Source organism: Gammaproteobacteria bacterium (genome assembly GCA_029882975.1).
GTDB lineage: Bacteria > Pseudomonadota > Gammaproteobacteria > SZUA-152 > SZUA-152 > JAJDNG01.
Map to the genome: position 1 here is coordinate 36,953 of JAOUJW010000001.1, position 18,856 is coordinate 55,808.

Consider the following 18,856-nt stretch of genomic DNA (forward strand, 5'->3'; position numbering starts at 1 on the left):
TGAGATCGGCGCGAACTCCCGACGCTACTACAAAGTCGCAAAAACTTTGTCGGCAGCAGCCACGGTCGCCTCGATATGCTCATTTTCATGGGCTCCGGAGACAAAACCGGCTTCGTACGCGGAAGGTGCCATATACACACCTTGAGTTAACATGCCATGGTAAAATTTCTGAAAACGATCAATATCACATTGGGTAACTTGAGCAAACTCCGTTACCGTTTCCTGTTCGGTAAAGAAAAAGCCAAACATACCGCCAACCTGGTTAGTACACAGTGGAATATTGTGTTTTGCGGCACATTGCTTCAGACCTTCACACAGTTGTTGGGCCTTATGGCTTAAATTGTCATGAAAACCCGCTTGAGATACCAATTTTAATGTGGTCAAACCGGCCGCCATGGATACTGGATTACCCGACAAGGTACCTGCCTGATACACCGGCCCCAAGGGAGCGATTTGCTCCATAATCGCCCGTTTACCGCCAAAGGCACCTACGGGCAAACCACCGCCAATCACTTTACCTAAGGTGGTTAAGTCAGGCATGACATCATAGTGACTTTGCGCACCTCCCAGTGCTACACGGAATCCCGTCATCACTTCGTCAAAAATCAGCACGCTTTTATACTGATCGCAAAGCTGACGCAAACCCTGCAAAAATCCCGGAACGGGGGGAATACAGTTCATATTTCCGGCCACTGGTTCCACAATCACGCAGGCAATTTCTTCACCTACTTGTTCAAATACTTGTTGTACCTGCTCTATTTTGTTGTACGCCACAGTAATGGTCTGCTCGGCCAGTGCTTTGGGTACTCCTGGTGAAGTGGGCACGCCCAAAGTCAAGGCTCCTGAACCCGCTTTTACCAAAAGCGAATCTGAATGGCCGTGGTAACAGCCTTCGAATTTTATAATTTTTTCCCTGCCGGTAAATCCTCGCGCCAAGCGTATGGCACTCATGGTCGCCTCGGTACCGGAGTTCACCATTCGCACCATATCCACCGAAGGTACAATATCACACACCAATTGCGCCATTTCCGTTTCTATGGCTGTAGGTGCGCCGTATCCCAAACCCTGTTCAACCACGGCTTGCACGGCTTGTATCACCTCAGGGTGTTGGTGACCCACTATCATAGGCCCCCAGGAACCCACATAATCGATATAACGCCGGTCATCCTCATCAAATAAGTAAGGACCTTGGCTTTTCTTAAAAAAAACCGGATCCCCCCCTACTCCTTTAAAGGCCCGTACGGGTGAGTTTACCCCGCCGGGAATGACTTTTTGTGCTTGTAAAAACAAATCATGAGAACGAGACATACAAAATCCTTACTTAGTAGGAACCTGTGATTCCACGGCTCCGTTGTGAATTTAACTTTTTCCCCGGATAAAACAGGCACTCAACCGGCGAGCCGCCACATCAATCCGCTCTTGTCCGAACACACCATCAATAACCGCCAACATATCCGCGGCCGCCTGTACCAACGGAAGTGCATTTTGCGCCGTAATACCGCCTATGGCGGCCACTGGAATACCGAGAACCTGTTTTGCCCCGCGCAACAAATCAAGATCGGCTCCCACCGCATCGGGCTTGGTCCGGGATGGAAAAAAACGACCGAAAGCCACATAATCCGCCCCTTGCCTCTCAGCCTCCAGGGCCAATTCCAGGCGATTGTAACAAGAAATTCCGATGATGGCTTGTGTACCTAAAACCTGGCGGGCTTGCGCCAATGCGGTATCACTTTGTCCCAAATGAACCCCGTGTGCACCGACTTCCTGGGCCAGCTCAACTTGATCGTTGATAATAAACCGAGCATCGTAGCTCTCACAAAGATTACGCAATCGCAGCGCCAGGGTAACTTTTTCCGCTGCCGTAGAGTGTTTATCGCGAAACTGCATCACGGCTGCACCACCTTGTAAAGCCGCTTCCACTTGGCGTAACAGTAAATCCGGGTCGTAAAGGGGGGGATTGATAATATATAGACCCTTGAGCCTTGACTGGTGCGCATGAGAGTAAGACATGTGTGTAAAACCTGTTTGCGGTGACTTTCTTACGTTGTTCAGGTCTCGCTCAAAGCCCAAAACAGGCGATTAGGTAAACTTTGCCCCATCCCTAACCGGTAGCCGTGCTTTAAAGCTCCCCATACGTACTCCTGCGCCTCACGCACCGCCGTTAAAGGGTCCAGTCCTTGTGACATCAATCCGGCAATAGCAACCGCCAAGGTACAACCGGAACCGTGGTAACTCCCCGGCAGGCGCTCCCAACGATAGCTTTCAATGCACTGGTGCTCAGTGTACAAGGAATTAATCACTGAAGGGGTATTTTCATGGGTACCTGTAATCAACACGTATTCGCAACCATGCTCCAACAACTCCTGGGCGCAAGCGTCTAAAGTATCCGCTTCCGGTGCAAAAGCACGAGCCTCCTGGCTATTGGGGGTTATGATAGTCGCCAAAGGAAATAACAATTCCACCATGGCGTCGAGTATGTCGTCATCCGCCAACATACCGCCACCTCCCGCTGCGACTACCGGATCCAGCACCACCGGCAGCTCCGGATAATCTCTCAGAATCGTGTGAATGGCTTCCACAATGTCCACACTGCCCAACATACCGATTTTAACTGCAGCAACAGGAATATCCTCCAGCACCGCGCGAGCCTGCTCAATTACCAAACTGGCCCGCAGCGATTCAAAACGCATAATGTTGACGGTATCCTGCACGGTCACTGCGGTAATCACCGGGGTTGCGTGGCAACCCATGCTCAGCAGCGTCTCAATATCCGCTTGCACACCTGCACCACCGCTGGGGTCAGTTCCAGAAAACACCATCACCGCCGCCACGGTCTGCTCTACCATAGTTGCTCCTTACTCTTGATCCGTCTAACCCATGATGTGAAATTTAACAGCATGAATTATCAGTATTTTTGCTAAATGCTAACACTACCACGGAGGTTCACCTAATATGATAGCGTATTTCTCTGCCCCCAACGACTGCTGTCAATACCCGTACTTATCAACCCTGTTTATAACAGCAACAACAGTCTGAATAGTAATTTGACATTTCACAGAGAATTTTGAGCTAAACTTATTCTTTAGTATCCAACTCAGTTTACCTGTGGTCATCATGAAAAACTCCATACCCAATACCGCTATGGCTGCGGCGGTACGTGACTACTGCAGCCTGATTGACGATTGTAACAAGGAGGACGGCAAGTCATATTGGCTACGTCGCATGGCGAAACTGTTGCCCCGTCTACACCTTGCTGTTGTGTCATTGGAAGGAGCCAATCTCATTCAAACTTATGACCTACCCAATGATGACCTACGCTGTGAATTATTCATGAGCTTGAACCAACGCTTGCACCAAGACACTTTGCTCTGGTCAAACCTGGACCGAGCCGACGCCAGGCAATCCATGTGTGAACAACTGGCCGATGATTTTACGGACATTTACTTCGACTTAAAATCCGGATTGGAACTGCACGATCACCAAAACACCACTCTGGCCATGGACAACTGGTATTCCAGTTTTTACAACCATTGGGGTCAACACTTAGTTGATGCTGAAAGTTGGTTACATGCGGTAGAAACCCGGAACTACAACACATGTAAGGTCGCCGTAGAAATATTTAGAACGGCTTAACCACGACCAAAATAACGATCACTAACAAAGGAATAACCGGGAGTTCGTTTATCACCCGGTAAAACTTATGAGATCGAACATTGCGGCCCAATTTGAAATCTTTGACTAATTTCCCACAATAAACATGATAAGCAATCAGTAATGCGGCGAAAACCAGTTTTACGGTAAGCCAATAGCTATCGGCATAGCTGGTCCAGGCATAGCCAAACAACAGCCATAAACCAAAAACGGTGGCCCCGACAGCGCCAATATGGGTCATGATGTACAATTTTCGCTCCATCACCTTGAAGCGTTCATCCCCAGGCTGATCATTACACATGGCATGATACACAAATAATCGAGGCAAATAGAACAGCCCGGAAAACCACACAATCACAAAAATGATATGAAACGCCACCACCCAAAGCATAGGGGGCTCCTTCTCAATTATTTATATCGATAGTGGGATTCTATATCCCCCCTGGTTAAAATACCATGTACTTCCGTTTGTCCCCCTGTTGTACTGCGTCCCACGTACACGGACGTGACAGCGCGCTGCTCCATCAGCTCTAAAGCCTGCTGTAATGTCGCACGTATACTCACCTGGACCGCATCAAAACGATCCGCAGGTATTTCCAATAAGTCCAATTCCTGGGTTTGTTGACTCAAGAAGCGCAGCAAATCTGCAGCGGGCAATAGTGCCACAGGGGTTTTATCGTCCATAACCACCACCCATTGCGGTTCTTTGAGCAAAAGTTGTTGTGCGGTTTCACGCTGAATTAATTGTGGCGACAACACAAAAGAACGACTCATTTTACTGGCCACGCCTACGCGACGTAAAGATTGGGCAACGGGATCATTGCGATAATCCATTCCCTTCGCTTTAAGCAGCATCACAAAAACACCTTCCTTCGCAAACATGTGGCTACTGGTCAAACCGGCAATAACAATCACCAACATACCGGGTAATATGATATGGGTATTAACTGTCATTTCCAACAGAGCCATTAAGGCTGCCAAAGGCGCTTGTAGAGTAGCGCCCATCATAGCCCCCATGCCCAGCATGGCGTAAAACCCTGCCGATGCCATATCACCATCGTATAAACTATTGCCCAACACCCCCACCAAACCGCCTGCCGTTGCGCCAATAACCAGGGTTGGTCCGATCAATCCCCCCGGCAAACCCAGTCCCAGCCCCACACAACTTGCCAGCAATTTAGCCACAACTACCGTCAACAACAACATCATGCTGTACTGACCCAGCATGGCACTGTTTACCGTATCGTAACCAACCCCCATGACTTGCGGCACAAACACGGCAATCGCCCCCACAATTACGCCTGCCAGAGTACTCTTGTGCCAAAACTGCATGTTGGTGGATTTCACCACACAAAATTTCATAATGCTGATAAAAGCCGCAGCCACAGCGCCTATAAAAACCCCCATGACGACCAGTAGCGGCAACTCTGCCATGGACGCTAATTGCAATGCCGGAACGGAAAATGCGGGTTGATCGCCAAACACCATGCGAGTTAAAACCGTTGCGCTGACCGCAGCCAATATGACGGGTGTAAAGCCGGCGATGGTGTATTCCATCACTATCACTTCCATCGCAAAAATAACCCCGGCAATGGGTGTGTTAAAAGAAGCAGCAATGGATGCTGCCGCACCGCAGGCCACCAGCACCCGCAGACAGTTATGTGGTAATTTGAGAAACTGACCCAGTAAACTGCTGCTACTGGCTCCAAGATGTATGACCGGCCCTTCCCTGCCGACAGAATGACCACTGATAATACTGATGGCTGCGCCAACAAATTGCATCAACATATTACCCGCTGACATCTGACCTTGATGATAAGAAAGACGTTCCAACACTTGAGCCACACCAACCGCCCGGTATTCTTTGCGTACCCATTGAAACAATAAACCAATAAGTAAACCGCCGGCTGCGGGAAGCAGAAAACGCGCAGCGACGCCGAGTGACTCATAATTCTCCGGATCTGCATCCGGCAAAAAACTGGCTTGAGTGCTTTCCACCACTAAGCGAAACCCAATAATGACCAACGCAGAAAAAATACCACTAATGATACCCAACACTGAAAGCAATGGTAACGCATCGACACCGGCAAGCTTTAATCGGATGTTTTCCAACATGTGTGTATTTTCCTAGATATCGAAGCCAACAATTCGTCCAGCGTTGCTTATGTTGATATCTCTGTTAATGGAATAGTTTGGTCTTATGTTCACTATACTGGATTTTGCCCGGTTTCCCGAAAAAATAGATAAAAATTCCAATAGCTGGGCCATCCACCTACGTAAACTACGTAGGCGAAATCAAATTCTACAGCAATTAAAGAATCTTAATTGTGAATTATCAGGCAATTAACAGTCTTCCCCAAAAACTGAAACAAAATGAATTATAGGCCAATTGTTCTTAAGGGATCAAAGTAGGAGGCAAACGACTTACTCATAAGCACATAAAACTCTTGACCAAAGGAATAACTCGGAGTAGATTTTACTCGTCCTGCGGGAGGAGAACTTCAGGATTAATAAAAATAATATTGATAAAACCACTGATAGCGACCTCGGTCGCTATTTTTTTTGCGTGGCATTTTCCAGTCATATTGACCTACCTGATTATTTGAAACTATAAAAAGTCCCAACTGTAACCAATATAGTAGTTAACCGACCTGGAGCTGCTTCCCGGCGTATTCCCAGACTGGGATTCCAGACTAAATTCCATATAGTAACGCAAATTCTGTTGTGCCCTATATTGAACCTTCAAACCGGGAACACGTTTGATTAAGCGACTACCATTGGAGCTCTTGCGATCCTTAAATGCGATTTTCGGTTCTACACGATATAAGGACTGGTAAAAATAGCGATAGCTTCCGGAGTAAACCGTAGTAACAAAATCACTACCATCGGTTCGGCGCGTGTTTAACAATAGGGTATCTTTAGGTTCCAACCAGTCCTCTACAATAAGCAAAGCGGATACATCCACTTGCTTTGATTTATCTGTGACAGCCTTGTCTGTCACTACCAAAGGAGCAATTTTGCTCAAGCTGTCGGAACGGGAAATATCCGCCACAAAGTGTACCTTGTCTGAAAAATCGTGACTCACACCCAAGGTAACAATGCGCGAACGACCGGTGCGGTCTTCGGCAATGTTTTGAATTTCTTCTTCGTTAAACTGTCGGACCAACTGTTCTGTGGTTATGCCGGCATTCAGCAAAGCATTGGTCATCTGCAGATTGGGTGATTTACGATAATCCATATACAGATTTATACTGGTCGGTTTAAACGCCGTGTACTGTCCTTGAAACAAGGCTAAGTTCCAATCACCGAAATTAATATCGTAGTCCAACAGACTGAAAAAATTACCCCGATTTTTGTCAAAGTAGCTAAACTCTCCACCGACTGCCCGCCTATCCATCAAGGGACCCGTTTCCTGTTGAATATAGAACGGTGTAATATCCCAACCTCGAATCACGTCATTAAATTCAACATTAAACCCTGCCATAGGTTGGTCGGTCTGAATACTGGTTTTATCACCGATGTCTACAGGATATCCCAGGACCATATTGGTACGGATCTGCGGGTGGAGTCGATAACCCAACAATAAACCATCAAACCGTCCCAACACGCCTGTCGTAGATCCACTTTGACGTCCAACTGTCAATGACAGACCCTGATGAGAATTGCGGATTTTAGAGTACATCGTACCCACTTCAAAACCATCAGTGTCTCCGGAAACGGTCTCGTATTCAAAATTACCAAAGAAATAGTTACGAATATCCCAATCACCCTTGCGTATGCGCCAATTGACGTTAAGGTGGTTATCCAAACCGGTATGGTGTACTTGGCGTGAGGCTCCGGCCAGTAGCACTTTGGAATCGCGATAATCCAAATACTGGGATAAGGTTGCATTGATTCTTGAAGAATCCTTCCTGCTCACCCGCTTGGAACGACTGTCTTCCAGTTTGGCTCGTGGTTTCATCTGTTCCTGAATTAAATCTGCCAACCTCTGTTTTACCCTGACCGCATCATCCCCCAGTGGGTACTGTTTTAAGTAACGTTGATATATAGCCTTAGCATGAGCCGCTTGATTATTACGTTCTCGAGACACACCTAACAGCTCTAAAGAAGCTTTGCTCAACTCATGTTTGGGAAGGCTCAACAATGCGCTGAATATGCCAATCGCTTTTTTATACTGCCGTTTACGTAAGGCGGTACGACCGCTGCGAAACTGCTGTTTGAGTTTAATGACATCTGCGCTGCCGCTTATACCCGGATCCGGAATAGCCGCATCCAAATTACTGTCTGATTTTTCCAAGGGACTTGATTCAAAAGGACTGGGCTCCACCACACTGAGCTTCTCATCAGGCATGAATATCACCAGGCTTTTTATCCCCATTACCTGGGACACATTGAAATTGACATCGTGTTTGAAACGGATTTTTAACACAGGGCGTTGATGTTTATCCGTCATGTAGGTAACTTCATGAACCGGACTGCGGTCTGAATCCGGCGCATTAATCGATTCCAGCAATGGAAGCTCGGAAATATCTTTTACTTCGTTCTTATCAAAGCGAAGCACGATGGACAACTCTTCGCCGTGCCTGGCTGGAAAATGAGCGACATAGTGCACCGGAATGGTAAAATCTACTCTTAAAGCATCTACACCACCTTTTTGCACATAGCTCACATCCGACAACAACGTCCAAGGTGAGGCCAAGGAAACAGATCCAAAGACAAAACTGGCTGTCGCCGCAATAGCTAAAACAATTTTTTTCACGAGCAAACTTTTAACCAAAAAATTCTACGAATAACCGGGCCAACCACCAATGCGACAGCCGATGACTATATAACAAAGTGGCGCACCGAAACCAGTACGCCACTTAGTGTAAACAGACTAAAACTCGCCACGGGTATTGTGTTCACCACTACGCCGCTCAGTGATCACCGAACTGCATTGATCACTGCTGGTCGGATTAGTGCCTGCGGGAACCTGGTACACATGACAGGAGCCGGAACAGTCACGCATCTCGGTGACGGTATACTTGGCGTCTCCACAAGCAGTATGCGGACCAGGACGATAGTCATTGGCGTGACACCCGGCACAAAATGGCTGATGACTGGGGGCACGCCACGTAACGGTCTCCGTGTTTCCGGTATGACAGTGAATACAGCGAACACTGCTGCGGTGGTCCCCTGGATATTGGGCAGAAACATGATCATATCGGGCGGGAACCCAGGCCGTCGTTCGATGGCATTCATTACATTGTTTGGACGTCGCAAAATGCTGGGTTGGTTTATTATGACAACTGCTGCAGGGTTGGGTCACACTGGTATGATCAAAGCGAACATTGAGCCAACTGGTGCTAACATGACAATCCTCGCAGGTATTGGATGACTGTACATGGCCGTTGGGTTTGCTGTGACAAGTACTGCAGGCTGCCGTTGTACTGGAATGATCAAAGTTAACCGAAACCCAACTACGGGTATTATGGCAGTCTTCGCAACGGTTGGTTGATTGCACATGGCCATTGGGTTTACCCGTGGCATTAGTCCCGTTGTGGCAATTGTAGCAATTAGCGACAATATTGCTGTGATCTACCGAAGCAGAGTTCCAAGCCGTGGTATTGTGGCAATCGTCACACGTATTTGATGATTGCATATGCCCTGCCGGCTTGGTATGGCAATTACTGCAGGGGCCGGTCACAGTGCTGTGATCAAACACAACGGACTGCCAGCCTCGAGTATTATGGCAGGCATCGCATTCCTGCGAGGTCATTAGATGACCGCTGGGTTTGTCATTACCGTGACATTGACTGCAAGTGCCTGCGCGTACACTGCTGTGATCAAACCGTGACGCCTCCCAACTGCGAGTACTATGGCAATCCTCACATTGATTGGAAGAAGATACATGTCCATTGGGTTTGTTATGACAGCTGCTGCATCCACTAGTGATGTTAGTGTGATCAAACCCCGCACCATTCCAGCCACGAGTGCTGTGACAGGCATTACACTCCTGCTGAGTTTGGACATGGTTGGACGGTTTCGTATGACAACTGCTGCATGGTGCCGTGATATTGCTGTGATCAAAGTTTGCCGAACTCCAGTTACGAGTATCATGACAATCCTCACACCGCTCAGACGAGGCAATATGTCCCGCCGGTTTGCGGTGACAACTGGCACAAGCACCCGTCACCTTGGAATGATCGAAAAACACGGGCGACCACGCTATGGTCCCATGACATTGATCGCATTCTGCGCTGGTGTTCACATGCCCTGAGGACACTTTATGGCAGTTACGGCAACTGCCTTTAACCGCCGAGTGATCTACCGTAGCCGTATCCCAGGTAAAAGTGGTGTGACAGTCATCACAGGAATTGTTCGTGATGATATGCCCGGAATTCTTCCCCGGAGCGCGCCTGTTGTCGTGACAACCACTGCAGGTTTTTGGTGTACCTTTAAATACACCGCGCTTGTGGCACGAATCGCAACTGACTCGAATATGTTCACCACTCAAGGGAAACCCGGTTGTAAAATGGTCAAAATCACCGTCTTTTTTTGCAAAAGCCAATTCGCTGAATCCAATAGAACTCAGCAAAACAAATATTATAGTTATTATGGAAGATCTCATTGTCGTACCTAAGGCAGCACTAAAAGGTTTCATATCGCAGATCCTCTGGTTAAGGCGTCACTGGTCCAACCAGGATTCCTAAAACGAGCCCATTCGGACTTCCTCAAATTTGGTCTGATTATGACAACGATCACAAACCCGACCAAACCCCCCATCATGCGCATCGTCTGCCGCATGACACCCTACACAAGAATTTGGTAAGCGTAATTCTGAGTGTTTGCTTACCGGATAACGGTGGCATATCAGGCAATCAATGCCTTTATGCGCACCTTTCAATGGAAACTCGGTTCTTTTGTCGTGATTAAAATCCCAAGCCTTGAAATCATTTGACACGTGACACAAACCGCAGCGCGGACCCAATTTGGACTTATGGACATCATCCGCCTTGTGGCAGGCCACACAGCGAAACTCTGCCTCTCGAAAATTGGAAGAACTGTGGCATTCTTCGCACGCCAATGCCGCATGTGACCCCAACAACGGAAAGCGGGCAAGATTATGATCAAACTCCACATCTGCTACCCAGCCCTTTTCCGTGTGGCAATCGTTGCAAGCTTTACCGTGCTCACCACGGTGTACATCGTGGGGCCGGTGGCAAGCGTAGCATTGGGTTTTAACCTTGTCTTTGTACAAATGTCCCGGATGGCAATCGCGACATGTGACTTTCTTATGTTTGTGTTTTAACGGAAAGTCCGTTTTATCGTGATCAAATGTCGTCTTTGACCAGGAGCGTGCACTGTGACAATCCTGGCATTTCTTACCGTATTGTCCTTTGTGCTGATCAGAAAACCGGTGGCAGGAATAGCAATCGGTTTTGAGTTTTTTCTTAAACGGGTTTTCACCTTTTTTATGACACTGCTCGCAAGTCACTTTTTTGTGACGCCCAATGAGTTTAAAGTCCGTTTTGTCGTGATCAAATTTTTCCTCTGTCCAGCCAAAAGGGTTATGACATTCCTTACATTTGTTGCCATATCGTCCTTCGTGCTTATCATCGCTTTTGTGGCAGGAAAAACATTTTGTAGGCACCGACACATATCGCTCTTGCGGATGACAATCTCGACACTCCACGCCTTTATGCTTACCAGTTAAAGCAAACTTGGTTTTGGAGTGGTCAAATTGAAAGTCATTCCAACTGGTTTCACGATGGCAACTGTTGCAAACTTTTCCCAATTTACCTTTATGGGGTTCCTGTTTCTCATGGCAGTCGATACACTGACTTTTCGCCTGATAATATTTCTTGTCCTTTTTGTGACAGGCCTGACATTGGGTCTCCCTGTGCGTTCCGCGCAAAGGAAAATCTGTCTGACCGTGATCGAATGTCTGCTTATCAAATAAAACAATATCCGCTTTTCGACCCAAATGTTCTCTGTGGCAGACTTTACAATCCTTTTTATTGATACCGGGAATTCGTCCGTGGTAACCCCGCTTGGACTGAATGTCTTTCTTAATATTCTTATGATCGTGGCAATTCAAACACAGGGCATTCTGGCTGGACTGGCTGAACATTTTATGACACTCGGTACATTTATCTTCAAATTTCGCATGCGCTTCACTCAGTTCTCCAGGCATCAAGGCTTTTTCCATGGAGTCCAGCACATCCGCGGAAGATACCTTTAACAATGATGCAAATAGAGAAACAGCCATAATCAGCAGCAGCCCAACTTGATTGGGCTTACGACCCCCTAACATTTATCATTCCGTCAATACATGTGGACTGCAATCACGTGAACCACCCCGCTCATAAGCAGTAAATACAAGAGGGGTACGTGGGCGTTGCGCCAGAAGGCAAAAAAACGTTCATACACATGGAACAGGGCCACTTTTTCCAAGGTATCCATATAATCACTCAACTGTTTCTTGAACTCTCGGCGCCTGTATCTCAATTCCTGATTTTTCCAACCGTTGTCGCTGGCCATCATGTTTAAATGTAATCGCATATTTTCTGTCAGCTGAAAAACCAACCAGCGCCGACGCCAACCAAAAGTGGTCAATTCCCAAATCGCATGAGGCAAGGACTCGCGATGACTCAACACCGTGTCTGTAAAATCTTCCAGGCGTGAGGATTTTATCTTACGCCCTGCCAACTTTAATGTTTCCTGCAAATCCTTGACTCGGGCTTTTTGCCCACCCAAACCAAAATGAGTCTTGGAGTATAAAAACCGACCCATGATTCCGCTCATCAAAACCAGCATCATGCTGATTAAGGCAATACCGCCATTGAGGGAGCCAATGGTAAAAGTAGAATGAATCATTACCAAGATAGGGCCGGTAATACCAAAGAAAATATGTATGCCTAGCCAGTGTTTCATGATGGAACGCGTACGCAACATGGGAACATACTTAAATGCTGTGTAGAAAAACGCGGCCAGCATCATCACCCCACCGGTGAGGCCCAGAAAATAGCCCAGACCTTCTTCGGGGGTATAATAGCGCTCGTCATAGAATATACGACCCAATATAAACAGTGCTGCCACAAACAACATCAGACCCACAGCAAAAAATAACTCCGAGCGTCGAGCCAGGCGTTTGAGTTTCTCTTGGGGAATTAGCTTTGCACTCAGCGGCACCGCTGGGGCAGATCGTTCCATGCGAATCAGTCCTTGTGAGTTTTCCGCTGCGGTGGAAATCTCTGACTTATTTAAATTCTTAGCTAAAGCTGGTTGCATAATATCTCACTCGTTTACAAAACAACACTTACTATCCTGTCGACCACTGCGTAAGTGGCAATAGCATACACCAATAGCTGATATTTGGGAATATATTCACAATTTTGAATACCCCTTGCTCAACTACGGATGAACTGAGGTGAACTGAAAAACAGCTATGAATTCAACACAGTTGGGAACTAATAAAACACGGTACACATAAAAACTCAGTAGTGAACCGTTATGAACTGATAAAAGTAGTCCTTACTGACATTGAAAACTGTGAATAGCGTAGAGTTTTTATAATTCTGAGCATCACACTTTTTTTATTCTTCAAACTACATCGCACAAACCGCGCCAAGTATATTTCACAAGCTAATCAATAAGTTACACTCACGCTGCTGAATCGGCTTGTCGTGACTGAGCGACAGAACCTTACAGCATTGTATAAGTCACTAAATTTACTAAACTATTCTTGTCGCTGTGCAGCAACAGACGAAAATCATGAAAACCGCCCGCGTTTTGTTTACAATGATCGCCAAATGGATTTCATCTGGGATGACATGAACTTACACATTGCTACCTCCTTTTCTTCCGGCCAGTACGTACTTCTCTTCATTTATTTACTACCCGTAGCCCTTATTTGGTTTGGCCGCATTTATTTTCGACGTCGATCCAGCGCTAAACACGCCGAAGCCCTACGCCAATCACAGCAGGCAGGACTCACAGAACCGGCTTCCTTGCATCCCCTGATCGACCGGGATTTATGCATCGCCTGCAATGCCTGCGCTAAAGCCTGCCCCGAAGGGGATGTATTGGCAATTATCGGCGATAAAGTAGAACTGATTAACCCCACCCATTGCATTGGCCACGGCGCCTGCGAAGCCGCCTGCCCCGTAAAAGCGATTACCCTGGTATTTGGCACAGAAAAGCGCGGCATCGATATCCCTCATGTGGATAAAACCTTTGAAACCAACATCAAAGGCATTTACATTGCCGGTGAGTTGGGTGGAATGGGATTAATTCGCAATGCTATTACCCAGGGACGTCAGGCCATGGAGGCCATCGCCTCCAGGAATGATATGGGAAAAGAAGCCGAGCACGATGTAGTGATCATCGGCGCAGGCCCTGCGGGGTTTTCCGCCACCTTGTGTGCGGCACAGCACAAATTACGTTATGTCACCATTGAACAGGATTCCTTCGGCGGTACCGTTTCCCACTACCCCAGAGGCAAAATTGTCATGACCGCACCGGTCATACTGCCCATGGTCGGGAAAATGCGTTTTCGAGAAACAACCAAAGAAAAACTTATGGAGTTTTGGACCAAGGTAGTGCAGGAAACGGCTATCAAAATCAACTATGGCGAGCGCATGGAAGCCGTCACCCCCATCGGTAAAAAAGGTTTTATTGTCAAAACTACAAAAGGCAGTTACAAAACCAATACCGTACTTTTGTCCGTGGGACGGCGTGGCACCCCCCGCAGATTGGACGTCCCCGGCGAAGAACAAAACAAAGTGGTATACCGATTGGTGGATCCGGAACAATATCGCAACCAACATGTGTTAGTTGTGGGTGGTGGCGACAGTGCTCTGGAAGCTGCCACCAGCATTGCGGCGGAGGCGGGTACCACGGTGACTCTTTCTTACCGCAGTGGCGCTTTCAGTCGTGCCAAGGAAAAAAACCGCGTTAAGGTGGATCAAGCCCGTGAAGCTGGGCGATTACAAGTTTTGCTAAAATCTACGGTAAAGGAAATTTTCACCGATAAAGTCACTTTGGAGCATGACGGTGAAACTGTCACCATCGACAACGACGCAGTGATTGTCAGCGCCGGGGGTATTGTACCCACCGGCATGCTCAAAGATATGGGAATCCATGTAGAAACCAAGCATGGAACGGCCTAAGAACGACCGGGGAAACAAATCGCGAAGGTCACCTATAACAGGAACCCCCAAAAACCTGGGCACCAATTACGTTGATACAATTTGTGGGGTTTGCGAAAGTACGCGGTTCAGTTTTTCCAATACAACTTCCGGCTGAATCAAAGCCATACACTGATTGTCTGTACATTGCTCGTAACGACTGCTGTGATAACACGGACTGCATTCCAAATTGCTGCTAATGATATGCACCGAATTGTTTCGCGTTTTGTAGGGCGCTGTTCGTCTCGGGTTGGTAGGACCAATTAAAGTTAACACGGGAGCGGCCACAGCGCCGGCAATGTGGGCCGGCCCCGTATCCGTACTGACAACGGCGGCAGCATGCTGTAATAAACCGACCAATTCCGGAAAATCCGTACGACCCACCAAATCCTGTACATTTTCAGGATACGGTTGCAACCGGGTAAAATACTCTTGCTCGTTTTTCCCCCCAACAATCACCACCGTGGTCTCTTTTTCGCTCAGTCGTTTAATGAGTTCCCGCCAATGCGGCACAGGCCAAGCGCGGTAATTCTTTTCAGCCGCCCCGTGGTGACTATTACTAGGCACTAAAACAACATATTTTCCGTGGATAGAGAATTTTTGGCGAATAGTTACCTCGGGGCTGCCTATGAGTGACGGCTCGGCAATTTCCAGGGCTGACTCGGGTAAAAAACTACGATATATAAGTTGTAGATTTTCCACCGCATGGGTTTGCTCAGGCTCTTCGAACAATCGAAATGGCATACCGACCTTTTGTTTTGCCCGGAGTAGCCGCATCATGGAGTTAAACATACTACCCAGCTCCAGATTCACCACCAGATCATAAGGCTGTCGCATGGATTCCAATACCACGGCAAATTTTCCCGGGTTTAGCAGTAACGGGCTCCGACGGCTCTTCAGCTCAAAAATACGGTCAATCCTGGGATCTGCAGCAAAAATCCTCCCCATGCCTCGCTTTGCCACCCAATGGATTTGCACATCCTCACCGTAGATAGCTCGCAGTGGCTCTATAATACTGGAGGCGCAGACCGTATCCCCTAACTGCCCGGCCCTAATCAGCAATATTCTTTTACTTGTTTCCATTTTCATTAAAAATTAAAAAATTGAGAAAAAACTCTTTTTATTTTGTTCCTTAATCACACTCACCACTTTTTGGTGCTTATGAGCTTTGGCTAATGATAACGCGGTTTCTTTTCGTTTGTTTTTTACTGATGCGTCCGCACCTTTTTGTAACAGCAATTCCACCAGCGCATGATGCCCCGAGGCTGCTGCCATAATCAAGGGAGTGTTTCGCACAGTATTTTCCGCATTCACATCGGCGCCGTTAGCCAGTAGGATCTCAGCCACTTTAAGTTGTCCCATATCCGCCGCCAAGTGCAATGCCGTATTACCCAAGCGAGACTTATCATTTATGGCTATTTTCCTCGCCAGAAAATAGTGGACCAAACGTACATGGCCTTCCTTCACCGCAGCCAACCATGCGCTGAACATGGCTTCTTCGCCATCCTGATCTTTTGCTCTGGTGTTAATTCCTTTTTTGACCAGCTCATCCACTACCTTGACCAAACCAAAACGCGAGGCTTGCCACAGCAAGCCCCGTTTTTTTGCATCGACCCAGTTGAGATCTGCACCCTTGTGAATCAAACGTCGAGCAATGTCTTGCTGTTGCCTTTCAATAGCCAGATTGAGCGCTGAGCTACCATCTCCCGCTTTTACGTTAATGTTAGCGCCAAGATCCAACAAAGTGGCCACCGCTTTCTCCTTTGAATCCAATATGGCAAACATCAGGGCAGTACGTCCGTTTTTGTTCTTCGCATTTAATTTGGCACCGTTCGCCCCTAACAGTTGCAACACTTTTACATGCCCCTCTCGGGCGGCTAACATAAGTGCTGTTAATCCTTGGTTTTGCTGCAGATTAATATCAGCGTGGTTTGCTATCAACAGCTTAACAACGGCACCATGCCCCTTCCACGCCGCAAGCATTAGGGCGCTGTAACCATCGCGCTCCTGTGCATTAATTCGATCCAGCCGAATACGCTTTTGCACAGCTTTGATTCTACCTTCCCAGGCGGCGATCATTAATTCGCTCCACCCCTCATACAGAGACTTGGCCGACAAAGCCCCTTTGGACTGTTTTTTGGTTTTTAGCTTAGGCGCAACAGGCAGCTTGTGTTTTACTGCACCACGCGACTCCAGCAATGAGGCCACTTTCTGGTGTTTGTTTGTTTGAGCCAGACTTAAGGCGCTGTGACCACTGCGATTTTTCAGATTGAGCGCAGCCCCTGAACCCGCCAGATCTGAAACCACGCCATAATGACCTTTTTCAGCGGCAAACATTAAAGCGGATTCTTTCATATTGTTTTTTGCATTGATATCCGCGCCGTGTTTTAGCATCAGCTTGACCGCTTCTCGTTTACCGTTTATGGCGGCAAACATCAACGGCGTCCAACCCTGTTTGTTTTGCATGCGCAAATCCGCTTTGTAAGAGAGCAAGCTTTCAATCACTGCAACTGTCCCCTCAGCTGCTGCGATCATAAGGGCTGTGTCGCCATACTCGTTTTGCTTATCCACCCGAACTTTGGATTTCAATAAATAGCTGACAGTATTCCGGTGGCCGTTCTTGGCTGCTAACATTAAAGGTGTCCAACCCCGTTCGTTTTCGAATTGCAGTGGATTACCTGCCGCCACCAAGGCCTGCAAACTGCCCAAAGAACCGTATGCTGCGGCCAAAGTCAGCGCATTCTCCCCGTCCTTGTTTTGTTGCAAGGCATCCGCCCCCTGCGACAACAAAGTTTCACTGATTTCTGTTTTATTGTTAATAACTGCATACATAAGTGCCGTCAGTCCGTTCTTGTCCTGGGTGTTGGCATTGCCGCCGGCTCGAAGTAACAGGCGCATCACACCGGCATCCCCCTGCTTGGCGGCCAGCATGACAGCCGACAAACCGTCTTTATCCTTGCGATTGGGGTCTGCCCCAGCTGCCAATAAGCTTTTCACCGCCTCCGGACTGGGTTTCTTCACTGCCTCCATCAGGGGAGTACGCAAAAATTTATCGCTCGATTGAACTGGCGCCCCCGCCTTGATAAGTAACTGCAACACGCGTTCATGACCATCTCGGGCGGCGAGAATAAGTGCCGAATCCCCTTGGTTGTCTTTTGTGTCCACATGAGCGCCGGATTGCAGTAAAAACTGTACTACGGGTACTTGGTTCTTGGCGGCCGCCTCCATCAGAGGGGTTCGTCCGCGGGAATCCGCCGCGTTATTGGGACTGACACCTCGAGTCACCAGCCGCTGCACCGCTTCCAACTGGCCGCTGCGGGCCGACAAGCGCAACTTTTCACTTGCAGGAATATTGGCCTGTTCCACCGAACTGGTTACCGTTTGACCTAAGCTGGCCAGGCGTTTACGTGAATCTTTGTTGCCTTGAGCTGCGGACTTTTTATACCAATACGCCGCTTTTTTCAGATCCTGTTCCATCCCCCAGCCTTGTTCGTACATGACGGCCACGCTGAACTGGGCCTTTTCATACCCCTGCTGGGCAGCCTTTAAAAACCAATGCCCTGCCTTTTTGGCATCTTTTTTGGCATTCTTGCCCGTGCGGTACAATCGTCCCAGGTTATACTGGGCTTGGGCCAGACCATTGGCAGCACTTTTTTCAAACCAAAACCTGGCCTTTTTATAGTTTCGTTTTACGCCCCGACCTTTTCGATACATTTCCCCCAAGCGGTTTTGTGCCTGAGCATTGTCTTGCTTGGCCAAACGCTTCCAGATTGTGATGGCCTGGGCATACTGACCGTCAGAATAGGCCTTATCGGCATCCTCCAGGGGACCGGCAAGCGCTGTGCTAAACCACAGCAACAATAAGATTAAGATGCCGCTTAGAAAACCATTAAATCTGAATATTGAGAATTTCATGCATGCCCTGTGAGTTTTAGGGATTATGGCCAGTATAGAGTGGAAATTCCGTGTCTGATGTGAACCTTGCCCTATTCTACAACGAAAACCAGGGAATAAAAACGCCGGCAGCTTTTTGC

13 protein-coding genes are annotated in these 18,856 nt (G+C 47.8%); 2 read left to right on the forward strand and 11 right to left on the reverse strand.

The features are described 5' to 3' along the window. Positions 1-27 precede the first annotated feature (27 nt). The 3 genes from hemL to OEY58_00230 are packed head-to-tail and all read right to left on the reverse strand — an operon-like array spanning position 28 to position 2,846. Positions 28-1,308: a glutamate-1-semialdehyde 2,1-aminomutase gene (gene hemL / locus OEY58_00220; protein MDH5323864.1), complete on the reverse strand. Its 1,281-nt coding sequence runs from the start codon at positions 1,306-1,308 to the stop codon at positions 28-30. Between the two features lie 51 nt (positions 1,309-1,359). Next, entirely contained in the window at positions 1,360-2,010 is a 651-nt protein-coding gene (gene thiE / locus OEY58_00225; GenBank protein ID MDH5323865.1) for a thiamine phosphate synthase, read from the reverse strand. Between the two features lie 38 nt (positions 2,011-2,048). Then, positions 2,049-2,846: a hydroxymethylpyrimidine/phosphomethylpyrimidine kinase gene (locus OEY58_00230; protein MDH5323866.1), complete on the reverse strand. Its 798-nt coding sequence runs from the start codon at positions 2,844-2,846 to the stop codon at positions 2,049-2,051. Positions 2,847-3,114: 268 nt separating this feature from the next. On the opposite strand from OEY58_00230, the gene OEY58_00235 reads away from it, so the two are divergent. Beyond that, the gene (locus tag OEY58_00235; GenBank protein MDH5323867.1) at positions 3,115-3,633 is read left to right on the forward strand and encodes a DUF5063 domain-containing protein; all 519 of its coding nucleotides are present in this window, start codon (positions 3,115-3,117) and stop codon (positions 3,631-3,633) included. Here OEY58_00235 and OEY58_00240 read toward each other — a convergent pair. The 6 genes from OEY58_00240 to OEY58_00265 form a co-directional block, all read right to left on the reverse strand. Then, complete coding sequence (locus OEY58_00240; GenBank protein ID MDH5323868.1) at positions 3,620-4,042, reverse strand: CopD family protein; 423 nt, start codon at positions 4,040-4,042, stop codon at positions 3,620-3,622. The genes OEY58_00235 and OEY58_00240 overlap by 14 nt on opposite strands. A gap of 17 nt (positions 4,043-4,059) precedes the next feature. Beyond that, entirely contained in the window at positions 4,060-5,766 is a 1,707-nt protein-coding gene (locus tag OEY58_00245) for a chloride channel protein (GenBank protein ID MDH5323869.1), read from the reverse strand. 493 nt (positions 5,767-6,259) lie between these two features. After that, positions 6,260-8,410, reverse strand: coding sequence for a hypothetical protein (locus tag OEY58_00250; protein MDH5323870.1), 2,151 nt, complete (start codon positions 8,408-8,410; stop codon positions 6,260-6,262). Between the two features lie 117 nt (positions 8,411-8,527). Then, positions 8,528-10,294, reverse strand: a complete 1,767-nt coding sequence (locus OEY58_00255; GenBank protein MDH5323871.1) for a hypothetical protein — start codon at positions 10,292-10,294, stop codon at positions 8,528-8,530. A 45-nt stretch (positions 10,295-10,339) separates the two neighbouring features. Then, positions 10,340-11,947: a cytochrome C gene (locus OEY58_00260; protein ID MDH5323872.1), complete on the reverse strand. Its 1,608-nt coding sequence runs from the start codon at positions 11,945-11,947 to the stop codon at positions 10,340-10,342. Positions 11,948-11,958: 11 nt separating this feature from the next. Then, the gene (locus tag OEY58_00265) at positions 11,959-12,924 is read right to left on the reverse strand and encodes a hypothetical protein (protein MDH5323873.1); all 966 of its coding nucleotides are present in this window, start codon (positions 12,922-12,924) and stop codon (positions 11,959-11,961) included. A 521-nt stretch (positions 12,925-13,445) separates the two neighbouring features. Here OEY58_00265 and OEY58_00270 point away from each other — a divergent pair. Continuing rightward, positions 13,446-14,804 carry an NAD(P)-binding domain-containing protein gene (locus OEY58_00270; protein MDH5323874.1) on the forward strand — a complete coding sequence of 453 codons (1,359 nt, stop codon included), beginning with the start codon at positions 13,446-13,448 and terminating at the stop codon, positions 14,802-14,804. 66 nt (positions 14,805-14,870) lie between these two features. Here the strand turns inward: OEY58_00270 and OEY58_00275 are convergent, their stop codons facing one another. Next, on the reverse strand, positions 14,871-15,911 hold the full coding sequence (locus tag OEY58_00275; protein MDH5323875.1) for a glycosyltransferase family 9 protein: 1,041 nt from the start codon (positions 15,909-15,911) through the stop codon (positions 14,871-14,873). 6 nt (positions 15,912-15,917) lie between these two features. Next, positions 15,918-18,737, reverse strand: coding sequence for an ankyrin repeat domain-containing protein (locus tag OEY58_00280; GenBank protein ID MDH5323876.1), 2,820 nt, complete (start codon positions 18,735-18,737; stop codon positions 15,918-15,920). Positions 18,738-18,856 lie beyond the last annotated feature (119 nt).